At 55.7% G+C, this 21,179-nt stretch carries 20 protein-coding genes; 8 read left to right on the plus strand and 12 right to left on the minus strand.

Annotated elements, in window-relative coordinates; all coding sequences use genetic code 11:
- Window positions 1-76: 76 nt before the first annotated feature.
- From MHM37_RS00575 to MHM37_RS17055, 3 genes are all read right to left on the minus strand, one after another.
- Window positions 77-544, minus strand: a complete 468-nt coding sequence (locus MHM37_RS00575; RefSeq protein ID WP_239295725.1) for an anti-virulence regulator CigR family protein — start codon at window positions 542-544, stop codon at window positions 77-79.
- A 121-nt stretch (window positions 545-665) separates the two neighbouring features.
- Entirely contained in the window at window positions 666-1,046 is a 381-nt protein-coding gene (locus tag MHM37_RS00580; protein ID WP_343218236.1) for a prepilin-type N-terminal cleavage/methylation domain-containing protein, read from the minus strand.
- A 59-nt stretch (window positions 1,047-1,105) separates the two neighbouring features.
- Entirely contained in the window at window positions 1,106-1,561 is a 456-nt protein-coding gene (locus tag MHM37_RS17055; RefSeq protein WP_275437024.1) for a prepilin-type N-terminal cleavage/methylation domain-containing protein, read from the minus strand.
- A 232-nt stretch (window positions 1,562-1,793) separates the two neighbouring features.
- Here MHM37_RS17055 and pilB point away from each other — a divergent pair, with 232 nt between their 5' ends.
- The 6 genes from pilB to MHM37_RS00615 are packed head-to-tail and all read left to right on the plus strand — an operon-like array spanning window position 1,794 to window position 7,429.
- Complete coding sequence (pilB, locus tag MHM37_RS00590; protein WP_239295723.1) at window positions 1,794-3,551, plus strand: type IV-A pilus assembly ATPase PilB; 1,758 nt, start codon at window positions 1,794-1,796, stop codon at window positions 3,549-3,551.
- A gap of 8 nt (window positions 3,552-3,559) precedes the next feature.
- Entirely contained in the window at window positions 3,560-4,792 is a 1,233-nt protein-coding gene (locus tag MHM37_RS00595) for a type II secretion system F family protein (protein WP_139527461.1), read from the plus strand.
- 29 nt (window positions 4,793-4,821) lie between these two features.
- A complete protein-coding gene (locus tag MHM37_RS00600) occupies window positions 4,822-5,667 on the plus strand; it encodes an A24 family peptidase (RefSeq protein ID WP_239295722.1) in 846 nt (281 codons plus the stop codon).
- 32 nt (window positions 5,668-5,699) lie between these two features.
- Window positions 5,700-6,296, plus strand: coding sequence for a dephospho-CoA kinase (coaE, locus tag MHM37_RS00605; RefSeq protein ID WP_219861042.1), 597 nt, complete (start codon window positions 5,700-5,702; stop codon window positions 6,294-6,296).
- A gap of 14 nt (window positions 6,297-6,310) precedes the next feature.
- Complete coding sequence (yacG, locus tag MHM37_RS00610; protein WP_139527455.1) at window positions 6,311-6,544, plus strand: DNA gyrase inhibitor YacG; 234 nt, start codon at window positions 6,311-6,313, stop codon at window positions 6,542-6,544.
- 15 nt (window positions 6,545-6,559) lie between these two features.
- Window positions 6,560-7,429, plus strand: coding sequence for a DNA replication terminus site-binding protein (locus MHM37_RS00615; protein ID WP_139527751.1), 870 nt, complete (start codon window positions 6,560-6,562; stop codon window positions 7,427-7,429).
- Here the strand turns inward: MHM37_RS00615 and MHM37_RS00620 are convergent.
- Window positions 7,406-7,768, minus strand: a complete 363-nt coding sequence (locus tag MHM37_RS00620; protein ID WP_239295721.1) for a hypothetical protein — start codon at window positions 7,766-7,768, stop codon at window positions 7,406-7,408. The two genes, MHM37_RS00615 and MHM37_RS00620, sit on opposite strands and share 24 nt — an antisense overlap.
- 349 nt (window positions 7,769-8,117) lie before the next feature.
- Here MHM37_RS00620 and MHM37_RS00625 point away from each other — a divergent pair, with 349 nt between their 5' ends.
- Complete coding sequence (locus MHM37_RS00625) at window positions 8,118-8,963, plus strand: helix-turn-helix transcriptional regulator (RefSeq protein WP_139527451.1); 846 nt, start codon at window positions 8,118-8,120, stop codon at window positions 8,961-8,963.
- Between the two features lie 76 nt (window positions 8,964-9,039).
- On the opposite strand, the gene MHM37_RS00630 is transcribed toward MHM37_RS00625, so the two are convergent.
- From MHM37_RS00630 to MHM37_RS00665, 8 genes are all read right to left on the minus strand, one after another.
- A complete protein-coding gene (locus MHM37_RS00630) occupies window positions 9,040-9,414 on the minus strand; it encodes a histone-like nucleoid-structuring protein, MvaT/MvaU family (RefSeq protein WP_139527449.1) in 375 nt (124 codons plus the stop codon).
- Window positions 9,415-9,724: 310 nt separating this feature from the next.
- On the minus strand, window positions 9,725-11,404 hold the full coding sequence (gene rpsA / locus MHM37_RS00635) for a 30S ribosomal protein S1 (RefSeq protein WP_139527448.1): 1,680 nt from the start codon (window positions 11,402-11,404) through the stop codon (window positions 9,725-9,727).
- Between the two features lie 184 nt (window positions 11,405-11,588).
- Window positions 11,589-12,278, minus strand: coding sequence for a (d)CMP kinase (cmk, locus tag MHM37_RS00640; protein ID WP_239295720.1), 690 nt, complete (start codon window positions 12,276-12,278; stop codon window positions 11,589-11,591).
- Window positions 12,268-14,550 carry a bifunctional prephenate dehydrogenase/3-phosphoshikimate 1-carboxyvinyltransferase gene (locus tag MHM37_RS00645; protein WP_239295774.1) on the minus strand — a complete coding sequence of 761 codons (2,283 nt, stop codon included), beginning with the start codon at window positions 14,548-14,550 and terminating at the stop codon, window positions 12,268-12,270. The genes cmk and MHM37_RS00645 overlap by 11 nt, the downstream gene beginning before the upstream one ends.
- A gap of 2 nt (window positions 14,551-14,552) precedes the next feature.
- Window positions 14,553-15,644, minus strand: a complete 1,092-nt coding sequence (gene pheA / locus MHM37_RS00650; RefSeq protein ID WP_139527444.1) for a prephenate dehydratase — start codon at window positions 15,642-15,644, stop codon at window positions 14,553-14,555.
- A gap of 5 nt (window positions 15,645-15,649) precedes the next feature.
- Entirely contained in the window at window positions 15,650-16,753 is a 1,104-nt protein-coding gene (serC, locus tag MHM37_RS00655; RefSeq protein WP_139527442.1) for a 3-phosphoserine/phosphohydroxythreonine transaminase, read from the minus strand.
- Window positions 16,737-19,436, minus strand: coding sequence for a DNA gyrase subunit A (gene gyrA / locus MHM37_RS00660; RefSeq protein ID WP_139527440.1), 2,700 nt, complete (start codon window positions 19,434-19,436; stop codon window positions 16,737-16,739). The genes serC and gyrA overlap by 17 nt, the downstream gene beginning before the upstream one ends.
- Before the next feature lie 165 nt (window positions 19,437-19,601).
- Window positions 19,602-20,036: a thioesterase family protein gene (locus MHM37_RS00665; protein ID WP_139527438.1), complete on the minus strand. Its 435-nt coding sequence runs from the start codon at window positions 20,034-20,036 to the stop codon at window positions 19,602-19,604.
- Window positions 20,037-20,202: 166 nt separating this feature from the next.
- Here MHM37_RS00665 and MHM37_RS00670 point away from each other — a divergent pair, with 166 nt between their 5' ends.
- A complete protein-coding gene (locus MHM37_RS00670; RefSeq protein ID WP_239295719.1) occupies window positions 20,203-21,141 on the plus strand; it encodes a recombination-associated protein RdgC in 939 nt (312 codons plus the stop codon).
- Window positions 21,142-21,179: the final 38 nt, after the last annotated feature.

Consider the following 21,179-nt stretch of genomic DNA (forward strand, 5'->3'; position numbering starts at 1 on the left):
CAGCATAAGCGCTAGCCAATGGCATTACCATGAACGCTCGCTCAAGCGACTAACCTCAACACGCTCCAACAGTTCGTTAACGCAGCGCGTCTACCAATATATCTACCACCACCCGCGTAGCGGCTTCGATGAGCACCACGTCTGCTCCGACGCGCTCCCACTCATAGCCGGGGTAGCGCGGCAGCTGCTGCGCAATGGGGCCATCGAAACGCTTGGCAATCCCGGGCGGCAGCGGCTTGCCCCGCTCCAGGCGGCGCTGTATGCCGGGCGGCAGCGGCTCGGCGCGGGGGGCCTCGTACTGGCGCAGCAGGCCGAGCAACTCCCGCTCGTTGATACGCGGCAGATCAATATAACGCTCCGAGCGATGCTCGCGATCACGGCGATATTCATGGCGCTGTTCGTGACGATGTTCACGACCATTCTGACCCGCCTGCTGCTCCTGATGGCCACGGGCGCCATGGGCGGGGGCATGCGCAGGCTGAGCACTCGCCAGGCCGTGCCAGCATAGCGTGCCAAGGAGCACTGCTAGAGAAAGTGGTTTCATGGTTGGCTCCCGATATTAACGTTACCTGAAGAAACCATGAGTGTAGGCGGGAATTACGCAGGGAGTGTGTAAAGTTCGCGAACTTGTATGAAGAGTCCGGAGTAGTCACGCACCTTCATGATCAACGTGTGACAACGCGCTCGACCATGCCTTGGCTCGTGATGCGGGCCTGAACGTCTGAGCGCTGGGTATTCAGCACAAGGGAAGTGGCATCGCCCTCGAATACACCGCGTAAAGCATCGGCAACAGCCAACTGAGTAGGCTGGCCAGTTTCGCCTACGGAACAGGCTGCGAAGCGGTATGGTTCAAGGGCATCTTCCAGGTGATCCGTTGCTAATACGCGGGCTTTAAAGATGCTTAGCTCTTGCTGGCAGGCGCTGAAGGCAGAACGATCCAGGTTAGCCAAGTAAGCAGGCATGCCAAGCCCAGAAAGAATGGAGATAATGGCGATAACAACGAGTAATTCAATCAATGAGAAACCAAGCCTAGCATTCATACACATTTAGCTGCCGCATAATAAAAACCGCTCGATTGAGCGGCTTGATTAAATTCAGCAATATGTCAACTGCCAGCGATTGAAATTCGGCCATTCTCCACAAGTATATCGTCGGCATTTGCACGATTTGTTGAGACGGTGACGCTAATATTAGAAGTCGTCCCCTCATCAGTAGTAGTTGTGCCTAGCACAAAGGCATCTGCAAGTGCGGTGAGAGCTGTATCAGCAGTAAGATCAGTGTTGTCTGCGGTAGCACATGAGTTAAAATCGAAGTTTAGATCACTAGAATATTCAGAGTAAGTCGTGCTTCCTTCAAGTGCACTCGCAGAGAGAACAGCTCCTCGAAATGAGGCAAGCTCTGACTGGCAGGCTGCTACCGACGACCTATCTAAGTAGTTTTGGTACTGGGGCACACCTACCGCTGCCAAAATGCCAATAATCGCTACCACGATCAGCAGCTCGATAAGAGTGAAGCCCTGCTGCTTGAAGCGACGGGGCTGGTTGGATTGGGTTGTTTGCATTGCGGGGTTCCCTTGCAGTGTTAGAGTCATCAGCAGACCAAAGGTAAGTGAACCTGGGCCTCACATACGGCTTACACTAGCCTACCGCCTTAGGGTTGGCAACCAGGTTTCTCAACTGTTCATCGACGTTTTTTTCAGCCTATTTCGGTACGTTGCCAGCACCTCGTCAGTACCTCATGTCAGGCAAATATGGTACAACTCTCAGCACGATTCTTTAGCTTCCGAGTACGCCATGAGCCAAACCGCCCCAGAGTCGACGCTTAGCCATGCGGCCCTCAATGGAGGGTTGCGAGGCATTGCTAAGCGCCTGGTCAAGCATGGTCTTTTAACGGATGCGCAAGCGACCGTTGCAGAGACCACGGCGGCTGAACTCGAGATATCGCTACTGCAACATGTCATCGATAGTAGCCTGGTCGATGCGGATGCCGCAGCGGTGGCGGCTGCGTGGGAATATGGCTTGCCGGTGGTGGATCTCGAAGCCATACGTGTCAGCGCACTACCGCCTGCCAGCGACTACCCCGTCAAAATACTCGAGCGGCTGGATATTTTGCCTCTGGCTCGTCACGGTCACCGCCTGACCGTCGCCGTACCCTACCCGGCCACATTGACCCAGCTCGATGAGCTGCAGTTCGCCACAGGGCTGAGTGTGGATGGCGTTCTAGCCCCTGCCGACCAACTGCGCGACACGCTAGTGCAGTATCTAGCCCAAAACGAACGGAGCATGCTCGATGAGCTAGAAAATGTGGACGACGCAGTAAGCGCCTTAAACATTATTCAGAATGCGGATGGCGATGAAGTCGCTTTAGACAAAGCCGAGCAAAACAGTGAAGACGCACCTGTCGTTAAATTTGTTAACAAAATTTTGCTCGATGCGATCAGTCGAGGAGCATCAGACATTCACTTCGAACCCTATGAGGCACAATATCGAGTTCGTTTTCGTATCGACGGAATGCTCCTTGAAATCGCAAGGCCCCCTTTTGCGTTAAGAGATCGCATTGCGGCCCGCTTGAAGATCATGTCTCGACTGGATATTTCAGAGCGCCGCTTGCCACAAGATGGCGCCTTGAAGCTGCAACTGTCGCGGACCCGCTCTATCGACTTTCGGGTGAACTCGCTACCCACGGTATGGGGGGAAAAAGTCGTACTGCGGATTTTGGATCCTACGTCCGCTCAGCTCGGGATCGACCAGCTCGGCTTTAGTCCTGAACAGCAGGCCGCCTATGAGTATGCGTTGAAAAAGCCCCAAGGAATGATTTTGGTGACGGGACCAACGGGTAGCGGTAAAACGGTGACGCTCTACACCGGCATCAATATCTTGAACCAAGTTCAACGCAATATTTGCACCGCTGAAGATCCGGTCGAAATCAAAGTATCGGGCATCAACCAGGTCAACGTGCTGCCTAAAATCGGGCTCAATTTTGCCAGTGCGCTGCGCGCATTTCTGCGCCAAGACCCAGATGTGGTCATGGTGGGGGAAATTCGCGATTTGGAAACCGCAGAAATTGCGGTCAAAGCGGCCCAAACCGGCCACCTGGTGCTCTCTACCGTGCATACCAACTCGGCGGCGGAAACGCTGACCCGTCTCGCGAACATGGGGGTGGCTACCTATAACATCGCCAGCTCGGTCAGCCTGATCATTGCACAGCGACTAGCACGCAAACTGTGTAATCAGTGTAAAACACCAGCCGACATTCCGGCGGAGGCGCTTCGTAAAGCAGGCTTCACTCAGCAAGATATCCGCAACGCGACGATCTATAAAGCGGTGGGCTGCAAGCAGTGCACCCAGGGGTACAAAGGGCGTTTAGGCGTTTACGAGGTGGTGCCGATTACCGATGACATGCGCCAACTGATCATGCGCGATGGCAACGCTATCGAGATCGACCAGCAGGCACGCCGCGAAGGTTACCCTAGCCTGTGTCAGAGCTGCTTGAGCCGAGTTCTGGATGGCAGCACCAGCCTGGAAGAAGTCAATCGTATCAGCAAGGAGTAACGCCGCCCATGGCTAAAGCCAAGGCACGCCGCGCCAACAAACCCGCGCCGCTTCATCGCTGGAAGTGGGCGGGCAAAGGTCCGCAGGATCGCCCCATGCGAGGCGAGCTGATTGGTCGCACCAAAGCCGAGATCGTCGAGCAGCTGGCGAAACAGCGCATCGTGGCCAGCAAAATTCAAAAACGCAGCAGCTTCAGCGGACGAGGCAAAGTCACCAATGTCGATATCATGGTCTTCGCTCGCCAAATGGCGACCATGGTGCGGGCTGGCATTCCTATCTTGCAGGCACTTCAGGCCGTGTCGGAAAGCTTGAAGAAGCCTGCAATGGTCGCGTTGACACAACACATCATGGAAGACGTTTCCTCGGGGGACAGTCTCTCCAGCGCCATGGCCAAACACCCCAAGCAGTTCGACCGTCTGTTCGTCAATTTGGTGGATGCTGGTGAACAGGCTGGCGCGCTCGATCAGATGCTCGAACGCATCGCCAGCTACAAAGAGAAAGTCGAGTCGCTCAAAAACCGGGTTAAAAAAGCCCTTTGGTATCCCACATCGGTCATGGCCATCGGCGTGGGGGTAACCATGCTGCTGCTGATCAAAGTGGTACCTGAGTTCGAAAGCATGTTTCAAGGTTTTGGCGCCGAGCTACCCGCATTGACACAATTCACCGTCAATCTCTCTGATCTGGCCCAGCAGTACTGGCTGCACGCTTTGGGTTTCCTCGTCGGCAGCGTCATGCTGTTGAAAACGGCCTCTCGCCGCTCTCCCAAGGTGGCGTATCGGCTCGATGCCCTGCTACTGAAGCTCCCGGTGATTGGCGATATCATGCATAAATCTGCGGTGTCGCGGTTCACGCGCACGCTTGCCACGACCTTTGCTTCTGGGGTACCGCTGATCGAGGGGCTAGAAACCGCCGCCGGAGCGGCCGATAATCGTGTTTATATCAAAGCCATCAATGAAGTGCGCCAGGATGTGACGACGGGCCAGCAGCTACATTTTGCCATGCGGATGACGAACCGTTTCCCCGCCCTCGCCGTTCAAATGGTGAGCATCGGTGAAGAGGCCGGTTCGCTCGATGCAATGCTCAACCGCGTAGCAGATTATTACGAAGAGGAAGTCGATAATAAAGTCGACGCGCTGACGTCACTCATGGAGCCCATCATCATTGTCGTGCTTGGCGCCCTGGTTGGCGGTGTCGTAGTGTCGATGTATCTGCCCATTTTCGAAATCGGCACGGCGCTATAAAGCGCGCCACTCAATCTGTTAGGAGCACCATGGGTTTACCGCCACTACTATTGACGTTTTTTGCAGGAATGATGGGCCTATGTTTGGGTAGCTTTCTGAATGTGGTGATCACCCGACTGCCGGTCATGCTGATGCGACAGTGGCGAAACGAGGCGCTCGCTTCGCTAGAACAACCAACAGAGTCTACCCCGCGTTTCAATCTCGCTTACCCACCCTCGATGTGTCCTCGTTGCGAGCACGCGATTGCATGGCACGACAATCTGCCACTGATCGGTTGGCTAAAACGCCGCGGGCGCTGTGCGCACTGTCAAACGCGTATTAGCCCTCAGTACCCCATCGTTGAACTCATCGGAAGCGTGCTGGCAGTTACCATTCTGGCACTGCATGGCTGGCAACTATCGAGCCTGTGGATCTACGCTGCTTGCATGACACTGCTGGCATTGGCAGTCATCGATTTGCGTACTTATCTGCTGCCAGACATGTTGACACTGCCGCTACTGTGGGCAGGATTGGCCTACCAACTTCTGTACCAGCCCGTCATGCTATCGAGTGCTGTACTGGGAGCGATGGCTGGCTATCTCGTGTTGTGGAGCTTTTATTGGCTCTTCAAGCTCGTGACGGGCAAAGAGGGCATGGGTTACGGGGACTTCAAACTCCTAGCCGCATTGGGCGCGTGGTTAGGGTGGAGTATGCTTCCCCTATTGCTTATCGTATCGGCAGGACTCGGGGCGCTCATTGGCCTAGTGGTCCAAATGCTGATGCCTAGGCTACGTGGCCAAGCCATGCCTTTTGGGCCTTTTTTGGCATTGGCGGGTTGGGTGGGCTTGCTCGTGGGGGATGATCTCATGGCGCTCTATTTGGCTTTGCTCTACTGACCGACATAGTCACTTTTCACTCAAGGGATGACATGATTATTGGCGTTACTGGCGGTATTGGCTCAGGCAAATCGACCGTTGCCCGCCTGTTCGGAGAGTTAGGGATAGGCTGGGTGGATGCCGATGACGTAGCGCGTGACATCGTGGCGCCTGGCGAGCCAGCGCTCGATGCCATCATCGAACGCTTTGGCCCCGAGGTAATGCACGAAGACGGCACCCTGCACCGAGCCGCACTGCGCGACATCGTTTTTGAAGACGCCAACCAGCGTGTTTGGTTGGAATCCATCACCCATCCACGCATCCGTGAACGGTTGGTTGAGCACCTAACGCGGCTAGGGGCTCATTCGCCTTATGTGTTGCTTGTCTCTCCACTGCTCTTCGAATCCGGGCAGGACGCGCTAGTAGATCGCACGCTCGTCGTAGATGTCTCCGAAGCCGAGCAGATTGCGCGCACGTTGGCCCGGGATCATGTGAGCGAACAGCAGGTGCGTGCTATTCTCGCCGCCCAACTACCCCGCGACGAGCGATGCGCTCGTGCCGACGATATTATCGATAATAGCCGGGGGCGTGACGACACCCGCCGCCAAGTGCTCGCACTGGACCGGCAGTATCGAGACCCTATAACTTGAAGGAGATTTACCCTGTGACGATTCCCGCCAATGACGCCCCTCTAGAGGTCGATTGCCCGCAGTGCAGCAAACGGGTAGTTTGGGAACCCAATAGTCTTTATCGTCCTTTTTGCAGTAAACGGTGCCAACTTCTCGATCTTGGGGCTTGGGCTGAAGAGTCGCACCGTATATCTGGAGAGTCCGCCATGGATGAGGCCGATATCGAAACGCTTTTGGCGCAAGCCGATAAAGACGCACCACTCACTTGAGTCGCCCCCTTGCCCATGCCTAACGCCACGCCTGCGCACTACCGGTTGCTGCATGAACTGGATGCTCACTTCGACCAGCTAACGGCGGCCATTCATCGTGCTGCAACGCTCTATGAAACCCGCACACCTCCGACATGGCATTTGGAAGGCACCAGTGATCCCCATTGGTTGAGGAACGCACTGCTCGACATGTGGCATCAGCAAGATCAAGACGGGCGAGAAACACGTAATTACATTGCCCTCATTGCCGCAGATGAGCCACTGATGGACGCCTTCAACGCGGTTAATACGGTCAAGAGCACCATTAGGGCCCTACTGCAACGGATCAAGCAAAGTCAGCCAAGTGGGCTCAGTGAAGTAAAACGACGCCTTCCTCAACGTCACCCAGGGGTCGATAGTGTGCTACGCCAAGGGGGGATGGCGCGCTTACATTTAAAACAGTGCTGGCGTCAACTTCCCATTGCCGATGCGCCTGTCGCGCGAGTTCGGTTAGCGTGGTACAGCAGCGGACGCTCCATCAAACGCATTACTGTCCAGCAAGCAGAGCAGAAGCTATTGCAGCTCGATAGCGATGCCCCGCACGTTCGCATACAGCTACGTAAGCTCGCTGGCATTCCCAGTAGTGAGCCATTGGCTCAGGTACAGAATCAGGCGCCTTTGATGCGGGCTAACCTCTTTTATACAGAGCCTCTCGAAGACGGACACACGCGGCGGGCGCTAAATATTGCCATGCCGCTGATCGTGCCTGCCCACGAAGGACGCCTGCCACACATAAAGGCGCCTCCTTCAGAACCACCTGCACACCGAACACGAGCCAAACGGCGGGATGAAAAGTTAGAAAGTGATGTGTTTTTGCCTAGCTTACGCGTTTACCGCTACCGCTAGTGGATCACTTTTTACCTCCGGTAACTGATCTATTTCCCATAAACCGTAAGCAAGTAGCGTCTCGATGAGCTCTTTCACTTCACGGTCTGACTGACCGTATTCGATCATGAGCGCTGTCAGGCGCTCTGCAAAGCGCGCTTGCTGCGTTCTTTCGTGCGCTGCCTGATCATCCGCTTCAAGTGCCTCTAACGAGCGCACAGGCGGCCCAGTGGGGATATCAACATCACTATCAGGATCGTCCAACTGACGCAGTGCTTGCGCAAAGGCGTCATCCAGCTCACGAAATTTACGTAGCTTTTCACGCTCATCCAGTTGCTTTTGAACCTTTTGATATTTCATTGATGTTTCATTTACACCTTACAGAAATGGTCGATACGTCTGCCTAATAGGTCAATCTCACGAAAAACTGTGCACAAACGCGTAAACATGCAGAGCAAACTTGCCTTTGCTTGAGCTTAGCAGCATAAAGACAATACCGTTCTAGCAACACTAATCGGTAACAGTGGTTTACCGATAGCGTATCAATGGTGACATTTTGCGCTATCGACGCCATGAATATTAGCTCTCTCCTCAACATTCTGCACAGAGAATTGGGCTGAAGAGCTACCAGCACTTGCACCATACGCACCGGGACGGTGCTCTACAGGCAAATACTGACCTGTATGACTGACGCATAGGAGGCCAGATAATGTTCATTGCCATGTCACGAGCTGAAATCTGGCTACAGGACACGCTCGATCAATCATTGAGTATCGAAGACTTAGCCAATCACCTGGGCTATTCCGCATCGCAGGTACGCCGACAATTTCGACAATGCTTTCATCTATCCCCAAGTGCTTACCGAGAGCAACGTCGTTTGGAGCGCGCCGCCGTTTTATTATCGCTGACGTCGCATCATATAGCTCGCATCGCCTTACGTTGCGGGTACGTCAATCACTCTTCTTTTTCGAGAGCCTTTCAAAGACGCTACCAGCTAACGCCACGGCATTATCGCCAGGCACTCAGCGGTATGCGACATTTGACTGCCCATCGACATCAGTTTATCACTTCTATAGAGAAGAGCCGCCCGCGCCAGGCCGTTTTTATGCGTGTCTATGAAGCGCCCGACACCATCTTAGGGCTGGGAAACAAAAAACACCACGCTAGTCACCTAAGCTGCTTTGAGGCACAGCTGGGACGTGCCACGCCGACCGTTGCTTTGCCAGACCTACTGGCCGACACCGTGTCTGCATTAGATACGTCACAGCACCATAGCAAAGCAAGAACCGATGTTGGCCTCTATTTAGAACCCACAGCAACCATGGAAAATTTGGCACTTCCATTGGCTTATCGAAGGGTAGACTCGCCTGCTCAACACTATGCCAGCAGTCGCTTTGAGCAATTCGAACAGCTTTCTGATGTATTGGCTTCCACCCTCTGTCGCGTCACTCAACAAGAAGAGGCGTTTCAAATCAGCGGCGAGCCACCAAGAGTGCTATGGCACCCAAGTCATTTAGAGCTACGCGTTCCCTTAGAGTACTGCCAGGGCTTATAGCGTTTTGGCACGTCGTTCTTTCATTACCCTTTAAGCAAATCCGGCACTTCTTTGCAGAAGTGCCGGTACGGCGACCTTAATCTTCCATACGAACGAGCCAAGACTCGACGGTATCGTCACCGTGTTCGTCTTTCCAGCTACGCAGGCCTTTATGGTTGCCGCCACGTGTTTCGATGACTTCGCCCGTGTGCGGGTTCTTGTAAATCTTCAAACGACGCTTGCGGCGTGAGGCAGAGGCAGGTGCTTTAGCATTGACACGCTGGTCCGCTGAAGGGTCGAGCAGCGCAATGACGTCGGCAGGACGTTTACCAAACTCGTTCATCAATGCTTCAAGTTTAGCTTTAAATTCTAGCTCGCTCTTAAGACGCTGATCACCTTCTAAGCGCTGCAACTCTTCTTGTAGCTGCTTGAGCTGTTGTTCTTTCTGGATGTAGTCGTTTAACAAAGACATGAGGGGTCCCTTTCTGCTTAGATTCAACGGCAATGGTATTCAGCTGGACAACTCAATACCGACGAGTTCAGGATGCGATGACATTATTGCCTTAATTATGCTAATTGACAACAGTCTAGTTGATTTTGACCTACTTACTAAACATTTTTTTAAGCGACAACTTCGACAACGAGGTAACGCTTAAAGCCACTTTTTCAAAAAAACACCGCGATTAATAACGAACAAACACTCAGAACGAGACAAAATAAATGTTTGCTAAAAAAAACGCCGCCCTTAGGGGCGGCGCTTTCATAGGCAATAGACTAATGAATTAGTCTTGACCCATCTGCTGCTTGATCAGATCACCGATGGTCGTCGGGCCGCCGGCAGCTTCCGGCTCTTGCTCACGCAGTTTTTTCAAGTTCTGACGAGTATCGTCTTGCTCTTTCGCTTTCACCGACAGATTGATCTGACGGCTCTTACGATCGACACTCACGATGCGCGCTTCGACGCTGTCGCCTTCATTCAGAACGTTGCGTGCATCTTCAACACGGTCAGCGCTGATTTCAGAGGCTTTGAGGATAGCGATAACGTCTGTCGCCAGCTCAACGTGCGCTTCTTTGGCGTCAACTTCCACAACGCGGCCAGTCACGATGCTGCCCTTGTCGTTGACAGACAGGTACTCGGCAACCGGATCGGAATCCATTTGCTTGATACCCAGGGAGATGCGCTCGCGCTCCGGGTCGATAGACAGAATAACCGCTTCTGCTTCATCACCCTTCTTGAAGTTACGAACGGCTTCTTCGCCTGTTTCAGTCCAGGAGATGTCGGACAGGTGAACTAGACCGTCGATACCGCCTTCAAGACCGATAAAGATACCGAAGTCAGTGATGGACTTGATGGTACCGGAAACACGGTCACCCTTGTTGTACTCGGCGTTGAAGGTTTCCCACGGGTTAGCAGTGCACTGCTTGATACCCAGAGAAATACGACGACGCTCTTCGTCGATATCAAGAACCATCACGTCAACGTCATCGCCCACTTGAACGACTTTAGACGGATGAATGTTCTTGTTGGTCCAGTCCATTTCGGACACGTGAACCAGACCTTCGACACCCTCTTCCAGCTCAGCAAAGCAACCGTAGTCCGTCAGATTAGTGACGACCGCGTGCACTTTGGTGCCTTCCGGGTAACGGTCTTTGATGTTGACCCACGGATCTTCGCCCAGCTGTTTCAGACCCAGTGATACGCGGTTGCGCTCACGGTCGAACTTCAGCACTTTGACGTTGATTTCGTCGCCAACGGCAACGATTTCAGACGGATGCTTGATGCGCTTCCACGCCATGTCGGTGATGTGCAGCAGGCCATCGACGCCGCCCAGATCAACGAAGGCACCGTAATCGGTCAGATTCTTGACGATACCTTTGATTTGCTGACCCTCTTGCAGAGTGGCCAGCAGCGCTTCACGCTCGGCGCTGTTTTCTGCTTCCAGCACGGCACGACGCGATACGACGACGTTGTTGCGCTTCGGATCGAGCTTGATGACTTTGAAATCCAGCTCTTTATTTTCCAGGTGCGCAGTGTCACGAACCGGACGAACGTCAACCAGAGAGCCCGGCAAGAAGGCACGGATAGAGTCGACGTCGACAGTGAAGCCGCCTTTGACTTTACCGTTGATCACGCCCTTGACGATTTCGTCTTTCTCGAAGGCTGCTTCCAGAATCTTCCAAGCTTCTGCACGCTTGGCTTTTTCACGGGACAGACGTGTTTCACCGAAACCATCTTCGACGGCTTCCAATGCAACGTGAACGTCGTCACCGATGGCGATGGTCAGTTCACCGTTTTCATCGCGGAATTGTGCCGCAGGAATTTGTCCTTCGGACTTCAGACCCGCGTTAACGGTAACCCAGTCACCGTCAATGTCGACAACCTGAGCCGCGACGATGGCGCCTGGCTCCATGTTGATGTCGTTAAGAGACTGTTCAAACAGTTCAGCAAAGCTTTCGCTCATGGTTTTCCTACGTGATCAACGTTGTTGAGGCATAACTGCCTTCTCCGTACCACCAGCGAGTACGGGCCTAATGTCACTCAGCTTTTGGAAGCGTTAGCGCTGGTTAGACCTGACCGGGCTCACTGAGATGAGGCTGTCGCCCTGCCACGTCGTGACACCTTTCCAAAAACGCCGCAAGGGAGAATCAAATGCCGTCAGCCATGCCGAGTTGGGCAAGCAGTTCGGTCAGCCGATCAACCACTTCCGGTATGCTCAGGCGCGTGGTATCAAGCGTGATGGCATCGTCTGCCGGCTTGAGAGGAGCCACACTGCGCTGCGTGTCGCGTGCATCGCGTGCCTGAATCTCCTTTAAAAGACTCGACAGACTAGCATCCACCCCTGCTTCCTGCAACTGTAGATACCGTCTGCGTGCCCGTTCTTCGGCACTGGCCGTCAAAAAAATCTTCAAGGGGGCATCGGGGAAGACGACCGTTCCCATATCGCGCCCATCTGCCACGAGCCCAGGAGCTTGACAAAAATCGCGCTGGCGCTGGAGCAGTGCCGAACGCACTTGCGGCAAAGCGGCCACCTTGGAGGCGCGTTCACCGGCTTGCTCTGTACGGATGGCGCGACCAACGTCCTCACCCTCTAAGAGCGTGCAAGGCAAGCCATCCTCTACCGGAAACTCGACATCCAACGATGCCGCGATACTCGCCAGTGCCGCCTCATTCTCCAACGAGACGCCATGTTTGACGGCGGCTTGCGCCGTCAAACGATAAAGCGCCCCACTATCCAGCAGATGCCAACCCAACCGCTCGGCCACGAGGCTGCTAATCGTGCCTTTACCGGCACCGCCGGGGCCATCGATCGTCAGCACAGGTACCTTAGTGGTCATTGGCACCCTCCACCTCGATGCTCATCCCAATCCGTTGAGCGAGCGCGACGAAATCGGGGAACGAGGTCGCCACGTTGGCACAGTCATCGATGATGATCTCGGCACCCGCACGTAGCGACGCAATGGCAAACGCCATGGCAATACGGTGATCGCCCAGACTATCGATACGACCACCGCCATAGCTCGGGCCACTGTCATTGCCGTTACCGACAATGTCGATACCATCCTCTACCACCGTATGTTCAACGCCAAGCACCGCAAGGCCATCGGCCATTGCCTGAATACGGTCGGACTCCTTCACGCGAAGCTCTTCTGCGCCGCGCAGGCGCGTCGTCCCGTACGCATTGGACGCCGCAATGAACAGCGCGGGGAACTCATCGATGGCCAGCGGCACTTGATCGACGGGAATATCGATGCCTTTCAAAGGCGCGTAACGAATACGAATATCGGCAACCGGCTCGCCTCCCACTTCGCGCTCGTTTTGAAGCGTTAAATCAGCGCCCATGAGCCGCAAAATATTAATAACGCCAATCCGCGTCGGATTGATGCCCACGTGCTCCAAAACGATATCGGAACCTGGCGTAATCGCAGCCGCGACGAGAAAGAACGTCGCCGAAGAGATATCGGAGGGAACGTCGATGGGCCCTGCAGTGAGTCGACCACCGCCTTGCAGCCAGCAGGTATCGCCTTCACGGGACACCTCATAACCAAACCCATTGAGCATGCGTTCGGTATGGTCACGGGTCGGCGCCGGCTCACGCACACGGGTTTCGCCCTCGGCATAAAGCCCCGCGAGCAGCAGACAAGACTTCACTTGGGCGCTGGCCATGGGCATATCGTAGTGAATGCCTTTCAGCGCTTTGCCACCGTGGATTTTCAGCGGCGGGCGACCGCCTTCGGCGGTCTCGATCATTGCGCCCATCAGGCGCAGCGGGTCGGCCACTCGGCCCATTGGACGCTTGGTGAGCGACTCATCGCCAGTCAATTCGCTATCGAACGCCTGACCCGCCAGCAGCCCGGCAAACAGGCGCATGGCGGTGCCAGAGTTACCTACATACAGCGGGCCTGCCGGCGCCTTGAGACCGTGCATACCAACACCGTGAATGGTCACGCGTCCCTGGTGGGGGCCTTCGATGGCCACCCCCATTTCACGAAAGGCCTGCAAGGTGGCCAGACTATCTTCGCCCTCCAGGAAGCCTTTGACTTCCGTCACGCCTTCGGCCAGAGCACCTAGCATGATCGAGCGGTGGGACATGGATTTATCGCCCGGCACGCGCAGGCGCCCCTGCGCCTTGCCGCCTGGCTGCACCCGATAAGTCACTTTACCGTGTGGTTGCATATGATATTCCGCCTGATAACTGGTTTTGTTCAATAACGTATCGAAATAGTGACGCGCATGACTGGCCCGGTCGAAGGTGGCGATGAGTGCATCGCTATCCCCCTCCTCCACGGCTTGACGCAGACGCTTTAGACCGGCCTCGAAATCATCTAGCGACGATAGCACTGCCTCTCGGTTGGCAATGAAAATATCCCGCCACATGACCGGATCGCTGCCCGCAATGCGCGTGAAGTCTCGGAACCCGCCTGCGGCATAACGAAAAATATCCAGCCGCTCATCCTGACGCGCTAGGGTGTCCACCAGGGAAAAGGCCAACAGGTGGGGCAGATGGCTGGTGCGCGCCAATACTTGGTCATGGCGCTCCACACTCATGTGGAGAACGTCCGCGCCACAGGCCAGCCATAACGCTTCTACTCGCATCAGCGCCTGCTCGTCGACGTTGGGCTCCGGTGTCAAAATCACCTTATGATTCACATACAGCGTGGGGTTGGCCGCCGCCACACCGCTCTTTTCGGACCCTGCGATAGGATGACCTAGCACCATGTTCGGCGGCATGCTGCCAAAGACCCGCTCGGCACACTCGCGGATCGTTGCCTTGGTACTGCCCACGTCGGTAATGACGACGTCGCGAGCCGCACGAGGGAGCGCCGCGGCCAACTGGGCCATGACGCTCTCCATAGCCAGCACAGGCACTGCCAGGACGACCATTGAGACGCCCTCGAGCAGCTCGTCAAGCCGAGTGCCCCCAGAATCGACGACCCCAAGCTCGATGCCGAGCGCGATCTCATCTGGATTGGGATCGCAGGCCACGATATGGCCCTGATAGCCGTCGACGCGAAGCGCAGCGGCCAATGACCCTCCTATCAATCCAAGACCCACGATCAGCACACGTGATTCGAGGCAAGGAGTGTGCTTACTCGAGCGCGCCGACACTGTCACAGCACGCCCTGAGGGTAGGAGCCCAACACGCGAAGCTCGGATGCGCGCAGGCGCACCTCTTCTAGTACCGCCGCCACTTGTGGCTCGTCGCGGTGGCCTTTGAAATCGATGAAGAAAACGTAGTTCCAAACCCCCGTACGTGACGGGCGCGTTTCGATACGCGTTAAATCGATCTTATGACGATGAAAAGGCTCCAACAGGTCGTGCAGCGCACCCGGCTGGTTACGCATGGCCACGACGATGGAGGTTTTGTCTTCACCCGACATGGGAATATCTTGATTGCCGATGATCAAAAAGCGCGTGGAGTTATCCGGACGGTCTTCGATTTTATCGGCGATGCGCTCCAAACCGTAAAGCTTGGCGGCCATGTCCCCAGCAATCGCAGCGCTGTGCCACTCGGTTTTCACTAGCTTCGCTGCTTCTGCGTTGGACGACACCGGCACACGCTCGGCATGGGGATAATGCGCGTCCAACCATTTGCGGCACTGGCCAAATGACTGCGGATGCGAATAGATCCGCGATACTTTGTCTTGACGCGTGGTTTCGCTGATCAACAAATGATGATGAATACGCAGCACCACTTCGCCACAAATTTTGATGGACGAATCCATGAAGGTGTCGAGCGTATGATTGACGACGCCTTCGGTGGAGTTCTCCACCGGGACGACGCCATAATTCACCGCGCCCGCTTCCACTTCACGAAACACTTCGTCGATCGCGGCCATGGGCAAGCTGACCGCGCTTTCACCAAAGTGCTTCAGCGCGGCTTGCTGGGTAAACGTGCCTTCTGGGCCAAGGTAAGCCACTTTGACCGGCTGCTCTAGCGCGAGGCAGGCCGACATGATTTCACGGAACAAGCGAGCCATCTCTTCGGAGTCCAGCGGTCCCTTGTTCAGCGCCATGATGCGTCGCAGCACCTGCGCTTCCCGCTCAGGACGATAGAAGACGGCATCTTTATCTTGAGCAAGCTTCACATGAGCGACCTGCTGAGCACAGTTCGCTCGCTCACTGATCAAGCGCAGAATATCGCCATCCAACTGGTCGATACGTTGACGCAAGTCGTCTAAATGGATCGGCGTATCGGACATGTTGGTTAGCCTCTTCGTTGTTCGAAATCCGCCATGAAGGCAATTAAAGCATCGACCGCCTCTTCGGGAACGGCGTTATACAAACTAGCGCGCATGCCGCCTACGCTACGATGCCCTTTCAAGTTGAGCAGCCCAGCCTCGTCGGCCTCCCGTAAGAACACCGCGTCCAGACGTTCATCTGCCAGTACGAACGGTACGTTCATACGAGAACGGTTCTGTCGCGCAATGGGATTGCTGTAAAAACGACTGCCGTCGATCGCGGCGTATAGCTTTTGCGCTTTACGCTGATTCATCGCATCCATCGCTTCCAAGCCACCCACATCGTTTTTCAACCATTGAAAAACAAGGCCCGATAAATACCACGCGTAAGTAGGTGGCGTGTTCACCATGGAACCCGCTTCCGCCAGCAGTTGATAATCGAATAGTGACGGGATGGTGCTGGGCGCGCTTCCCAGCAGGTCATCGCGCACCAAAACGATGGTCAAACCTGCCGGACCAATGTTCTTCTGAGCGCCCGCATAAATGACGCCAAACTCACTGACATCAATGGGGCCAGAGAGGATGTTCGACGACATGTCGCACACCAGCGGCACGTCGTTGCCATCTGCTCGAATCGCCTGCGGGATGTAGTCGAACTCCAACCCTCCAATGGTTTCATTGGAGGTGTAATGCAAGTAAGCCGCATCATCGCTGATCGTCAGTGATTCCTCACCGGGGACGGCCGTATGCCCATTTGCCTCGCTGCTGGCCGCGACGTGGCAGGCAAAACCCAGTCGCTTGGCCTCACTCAGCGCTTTCTTCCCCCAAATCCCCGTTTGGATGAAATTGGCACTGCCCCCTTGGCCCAGCAGGTTCATCGGAATCATCGAGAACTGCATGCTCGCGCCGCCCTGAAGAAAGAGCACGCGGTAGTGACTAGGAATGGCTAACAGGTCACGAAGATCGGCTTCGGCTCGCTCTGCAATCGCAACGAACTCGTCGCTGCGGTGACTCATTTCCATGACCGACAAGCCGCGACCTTGATAGTCCAGCAGCTCGCTACGGGCGCGCTCGAGTACGGCGCTAGGCAGGGCTGCGGGCCCTGCACAAAAATTATAATGACGTGTCATCGGTTCCCGGTTCCTGTGCGCCATTGTCTGCGTCTGCTGGTTCGCCCGTGTCTACGTCATCCGTCTCTTCAGGCTCGTCCACGCGAACGGTTTTCACCAATTTCTCTTCTTTCCCCAAACGAATCAGCATGACCCCTTGCGTGTTTCGGGAGGTGATGGAGACCTCCTCCACGCGGGTGCGTACCAACGTACCGCGATCGGTGATCAACATCATTTCGTCGCTGTCGTAGACCTGCATCGCCGCCACTAGCGAGCCGTTACGCTCACTGGTTTGCATGGCGATGACGCCTTGTCCACCTCGGCCGCGCAGCGGGAACTCTTCGAGGCGTGTACGCTTGCCGTATCCATTCTCACTGGCCGTAAGGATATATATCTGGCCCTCGCTTTCGCTTGAAGCAAGGGCTTCTTCTGGGGCATCCACATCTGCGTCGGTATCGGCTTCGGCATCGATCTGCTGACTCTTGGGAATGATCAGGCTGATCACTTCCGCCTCATCGGCGAGACGCATGCCACGCACGCCGCGAGCGGTACGGCCCATAGCGCGCACGTTACCCTCTTCGAAACGGATCGCTTTACCGTTGGAAGAGAGCAGCATCGCGTGATCGGAGCCCGACGTAATCGCCGCCCCCACCAAACGGTCGCCCTCTTCAAGATCGATCGCAATCAAACCAACGCTGCGCGGACGGGAGAACTGTTCGAGGCTGGTACGCTTCACCGTGCCATTGGCTGTAGCGAAGAAGATGTAGTGCTCGGGGTCATAGTCGCGCACCGGCAAAATGGCGTTGACCGACTCGCCCTCTTCCAGCGGCAGCATGTTGACCAACGGTTTACCACGGGAGCCACGGCTGGCATTCGGCATTTCGTACACTTTCAGCCAGTACACCTTGCCACGGTTGGAGAAGAGCAGCACGGTGTCGTGGGTCGAGGCCACCAGCAGGTGCTCGATGACGTCTTCGTCTTTCATGGACGTCGCCGACTTGCCACGACCGCCGCGGCGCTGCGCCTGATAATCCGATAGCGGTTGCGTCTTCGCATAGCCCGAGCGGGAAACGGTGACGACCATGTCCTCTTCGGCAATCAAATCTTCGATGGAAAGATCCAAGTGGCTTGCCTGGATCTCCGTGCGGCGATCGTCCCCGAACTGATCACGCACCGCATGTAGCTCTTCGCGGATCACTTCCATCAGGCGATCGGCGGAGGCCAAAATCTCGGTAAACTCGGCGATCTTTTCGAGGATGGAGAGATACTCATCGAGCAGCTTCTCGGTTTCCAGCCCGGTCAAACGGTGTAGGCGAAGCTCTAGAATGGCCTGCGCCTGGGCGGGCGAGAGCCGATATTCCGTGGCCGAGGGGTTGAGGCCAAAGCCCTCTTCCAACTCTTCTGGCTTACAGGAAGTCGCGCCAGCGCGCTCCAGCATGGCCGTCACCTGCCCGGGCCGCCACACCTTCGCCAGCAGCTTTTCACGCGCTTCAGCGGCATTGGGAGAGGCCTTGATCAGCTCGATGACCTCATCGATGTTGGAGATGGCCACCGCTAGGCCTTCCAACAGATGACCACGTTCACGGGCTTTCTTGAGTTCGAAAAGCGTCCTGCGGGTGACGACCTCGCGGCGATGGCGAATGAACGCCTCGAGCATCTCTTTGAGATTGAGCGTACGCGGCTGGCCGTTCTCAAGCGCCACCATGTTGATGCCAAACACGTTCTGAAGCTGAGTTTGCGCAAACAGGTTATTGACGACGACCTCGCCGGACTCACCGCGCTTGATTTCGATCACCACGCGCAGGCCATCCTTGTCTGACTCGTCACGCAGCTCGGCGATGCCGTCGATTTTCTTCTCTTTGACCAGCTCGGCAATTTTCTCGATCAGCCGCGCCTTGTTCACCTGATACGGCAGCTCGGTGATGATGATGTGGTCACGGCCGGTTTTATCGTCGTGCTCGATGGTGTGGCACGCGCGCACGTAAATACGTCCACGGCCAGTGCGGTAAGCATCGAGAATGCCCGCACGTCCGTTGATGATCCCCCCGGTGGGGAAATCAGGACCGGGGATGTATTGCATCAGATCATCCACCGAGAGCGTGTAGTCGTCGATGAGCGCCAAGCAACCGTCGATCACTTCCCGCATGTTGTGCGGCGGTATGTTCGTCGCCATGCCCACCGCGATGCCCGACGACCCGTTGATCAACAGGTTGGGAACTTTCGTAGGCAGTACGTCTGGGATTCGTTCGGTGCCGTCGTAGTTATCGACCCAATCGACCGTGTCTTTTTCGAGATCCGCCAGCAGCTCGTGGGCTAGACGCGCCATGCGCACCTCGGTGTAACGCATGGCCGCCGCGTTGTCACCGTCGATGGAGCCAAAGTTACCTTGTCCATCCACCAGCACATGACGCATGGAGAAGTGCTGCGCCATGCGTACGATGGTGTCATACACCGCACTATCTCCGTGCGGGTGGTATTTACCGATGACATCGCCGACGACACGCGCCGACTTTTTGTACGGTTTATTCCAGTCATTGCCCAGCTCGTGCATGGCAAACAGCACACGCCGGTGAACGGGCTTTAGGCCGTCGCGCACGTCGGGGAGCGCGCGACCGATAATGACACTCATCGCATAGTCGAGGTACGACTGTTTGAGCTCGTCTTCAATATTGACGGGCAAGATTTCTCTGGCGATGTCACCCATGAAAGTCAGATCCTTTGCACTGCATTGGCACTGCGAGAGTTGAAAGCGCTTGAAAATGCCGTCTTTTGCCGTACGAGACTTAGCACGGGAAGACGGCGCGCAGAGACCAGGCCATCATACCACTGCATACGCATCAAGGGCAGTCGATGACACCACCATTACCACTCAGGGCGTGAACGACTCCTTGGCCACGACCATCCCCTGCAGCACATCGCGCACCTCTCCTTCGATGGCGGCGGCTTTATTGTCCTTCACATCCAACAGAACGAAGGTGAGGTCGGCCTGGGCGATCAAGGTGCCGTCAGATCGAATGATGCGGTGATGGCAGAGCGCACTTCGCTCACCCACGTCGACGATGCCCGTGAATACCTGCAAATCGTCCCCCTGCACGGCCGCCGCGCGATAGTCGATGTTCAAATTGACGACGACGAAAGCGCGACCAGCACTGTGAAGCTGCCCAATGAGCCGGGGATGTTCATCAAAGAACGCCCATCGCCCCTCCTCCATGAACTCCAAGTAGCGCGCATTGTTGACATGGCCATAGCCATCCAAATGGTAACCACGAACCCGCATACCAACTTGGGAAATTGATTCAGACATAGCATCCTCTTTTTCACTGCTTATGGAAATGGGCAAGGAATCGTTAACACCTTGCAAATCAAACACAAGTTTTAAACTAGTGCAACAGCAAGTCGCTGCGCCAAGGTGCTGGTAGGAAAGGCCGCGTTTCGACATAATGTGCCACCTTTTTCATAGGATCGGTGACATGTGGTTTAAGCACCTGCATTTATATCGCCTGCACGGCGCTCCCGAGCTAGATAGCCAAACCCTGGCCAATGCACTGGATGAGCACGCGGCCAAGCCGCTAGGCTATGCGGATGCACGCCGCTTGGGCTGGACGGCTCCTGCCGGACGGCTAGGCGGCGACCAGCGTGTCCATGAGATTCAGGGGCACCGCCTACTCTCGGCCTTGCGCCAGGAACGTCTGCTTCCCGCCTCGGTCGTCAAAGAAGAAGTCGATGAAAAGGTCGCCGACATCGAGGCCAGCGAAGGGCGTAAAGTGACCCGTAAAGAAAAAATGGCACTCAAAGAGCAAGTTACCGAAGCGCTCTTGCCCCGCGCCTTCGTCCGCAGCCAAAAAATCGACCTCTGGTGGGACACGAAGCGTCAGCTCATTGGCGTGAATGCCAGCTCGCGCAGCCGCGCTGAGGATGTACTGGACCTGCTGCGCGAAACCCTCGGCAGCTTGAAAGTCACGCCGCTCAGTAGCCAAACGTTGCCCATCCGCGCCATGACTACTTGGCTTGGCGACCCGGCCAGCCGCCCTGCCGACCTCCAGCTTGGCGACCAAGTGGAGCTCAAGGCCAAAGGTGACGACGGCGTACTGCGCGCGCGCCAGGTCGATCTCGACAGCGACGAAATTCAACAGCTTCTCGAAAGCGGGCGCCAAGCCAGCAAACTGGCGATGAGTCTCGACGGCCGTCTAAGCTTCGTGCTGCACGACGATCTAGCGCTCAAATCGCTACGCTTTGGCGACGCGCTCATCGAAGAAGCGGATCATGCCGATGACGGCGACGATGCGCTGGCTCGATTGGAAACCGATTTTATTTTGATGGCACAGGCATTGTCCGAGGACGTATCCCGCCTACTCGAATGGCTCGGTGGCGAAACTCAGCGGGAACCGACGACTTCATCAGACGCCTAACGAACGATACGCACAGATACCGTCACTCGATTATTTAG

The organism is Halomonas sp. MMH1-48, from assembly GCF_022348105.1.
Taxonomy (GTDB): Bacteria; Pseudomonadota; Gammaproteobacteria; order Pseudomonadales; family Halomonadaceae; genus Vreelandella; species Vreelandella piezotolerans.